Source organism: Spirulina subsalsa FACHB-351 (assembly GCF_026130165.1).
GTDB classification, from domain to species: domain Bacteria; phylum Cyanobacteriota; class Cyanobacteriia; order Cyanobacteriales; family Spirulinaceae; genus Spirulina_A; species Spirulina_A subsalsa_A.
This window is the reverse complement of record NZ_JAIHOM010000244.1, coordinates 1-1,714: the sequence shown is the minus strand read 5'-3', so window position 1 is coordinate 1,714 and position 1,714 is coordinate 1. Positions and strand designations below refer to the sequence as shown.

The following is a 1,714-nucleotide window of genomic DNA, read 5'->3' as shown; positions in this document are numbered from 1 at the left end:
AATGCGGTCGGGCAGACCGTATCAACGCTCGTCGAGGGTAAAGATATCGGGGTTGGAGTTTATACTCCAGCTAGAGTCTCCCTGTGACACGAGAATCCCCGACCGTTTACGGCGGGGAGTTGTCAAATTAATGCCGACCAAGCCCTAGCTAAGAAAATTTCCCGATGTTTGCAACAGCTAGAGCAAACTCCCCGTTTGCACCCCAATATCAAAGTCCTTAAAGGAGATTATGCAGGCTATTACCGCTACCGTATAGGTGACTACAGGGTTATCTACTCAGTAGACGATAAATTGGTTCAAGTGTTCGTCATTGCGATCGCCCATCGCCGTGAAGCCTATGACCCATGAGGATGAGTAGATGAGCTTCGCTACTGGTGATTACAACCACTCAGAAATGGGGTTTCTTGCTTAAATCGGGGAGTTTCTGCTCAAAAACGACGGTTACGGGATCTCCATAGTCGAGTTGTAATTGACGCTGGGCATTGCCGCCATTGATGGCTAATTCTACCCAGCCATGACTGCCGATCAGAGCGACAATTTCCCCAAGGGCGCGATCGCTATAAGTGTAACTGGTACTAATCACTTGCTCATCTAAATGTACTGCCCAGTCTTTGCCCTGTACTTGATCAGCCCGAATATTGGTGATGAGATTGCCAAAATGATCAATATATTGAATACAGCCTTGAATGGTGCTAGCGGTGCGCGTTATGGGGGAAATGGGGAGGGTAATCAGACTCTGGGGGTTAATTTCTGTTCCCACTTCCCGGAGGGGGATTCCACTGGCTAAATGAGCGCCAACCGGGGCGAAAATATCTCTGCCGTGGAAGGTGGAACTGGGAAAGGGCGATCGCCAATAAACCGGATTGGTCAATTCTACCGCTTCTTGGGCTTGACACAAACTCAACACTCCCCCCAATAAACCGTTATCTGGGGCGACAAAGATCCCCCACTCACAGGATACCGCTACACTACGCCGCCCTGTTCCCACTCCCGGATCTACTACGGCTACATAAACGGTATCTGGAGGAAAATAGGGGACTGCATTCATCAGACAAAAACGCCCCGCGCCAATATTTTGGGGGGGGATTTGATGGGTGATATCAATGGGAGTTAGATGGGGGTTAATTTTGGCGATCGCACCTTTCATTACCCCCACATACACATCCTGTAACCCAAAGTCACTGAGTAGAGCAATTGTTCTTTTTGCCATCATAACCCTTCTGCTGAATCACGGAATCGATAAGTTTCTGTAACAATCGATACGGTATTCTAAAAAAATGCTATCTTAAGAAATGAAAGTTCAGTGTATCAGTCGAGTTACGAGTCAGGCTAACCATGAATAAGAATCGCAAAGAAACTTTAAAAAACGCGGCAGCTAGCCACCGGGATAGTCTGCGGAAGAGCTTACAACGTCGCCTAGAAGCAGCGAGAATGTCCGGGAATGAAGATTTAGTCCAAAAACTCCAAGCAGAAGCGAATTATTTAGGGATGGATTAATCCCTTGATTCTGGGGCAGGTTCACTATTATAAACAGGGTAGGGATACCGAGTGATGACGGTATCCTTTTCTGTTGTGATTATTAGTCAAGAGCCAGAAGTGTTGAATCGGTACTTATGAACTAGGTAAAAATGGACATAGTAACCCTGTCAAGAGGTAAATTTAACCAGGTGGGACTAGCTCTTTAAACCAGTGTACATAGCTAATTTTTTGGCAC

General features: G+C 46.7%; 3 protein-coding genes. 2 read left to right on the top strand and 1 reads right to left on the bottom strand.

The window, feature by feature from the left end; translation table 11 throughout:
- Positions 1–126 precede the first annotated feature (126 nt).
- Positions 127–348 carry a type II toxin-antitoxin system RelE family toxin gene (locus tag K4A83_RS22645; RefSeq protein ID WP_265266984.1) on the top strand — a complete coding sequence of 74 codons (222 nt, stop codon included), beginning with the start codon at positions 127–129 and terminating at the stop codon, positions 346–348.
- A 40-nt stretch (positions 349–388) separates the two neighbouring features.
- Here the strand turns inward: K4A83_RS22645 and K4A83_RS22640 are convergent, their stop codons facing one another.
- Positions 389–1,213, bottom strand: coding sequence for an SAM hydrolase/SAM-dependent halogenase family protein (locus K4A83_RS22640; RefSeq protein WP_265266983.1), 825 nt, complete (start codon positions 1,211–1,213; stop codon positions 389–391).
- Between the two features lie 122 nt (positions 1,214–1,335).
- On the opposite strand from K4A83_RS22640, the gene pirA reads away from it, so the two are divergent.
- Positions 1,336–1,497, top strand: a complete 162-nt coding sequence (pirA, locus tag K4A83_RS22635; protein WP_017305490.1) for an arginine synthesis PII-interacting regulator PirA — start codon at positions 1,336–1,338, stop codon at positions 1,495–1,497.
- The last annotated feature ends 217 nt before the right edge of the window (positions 1,498–1,714 follow it).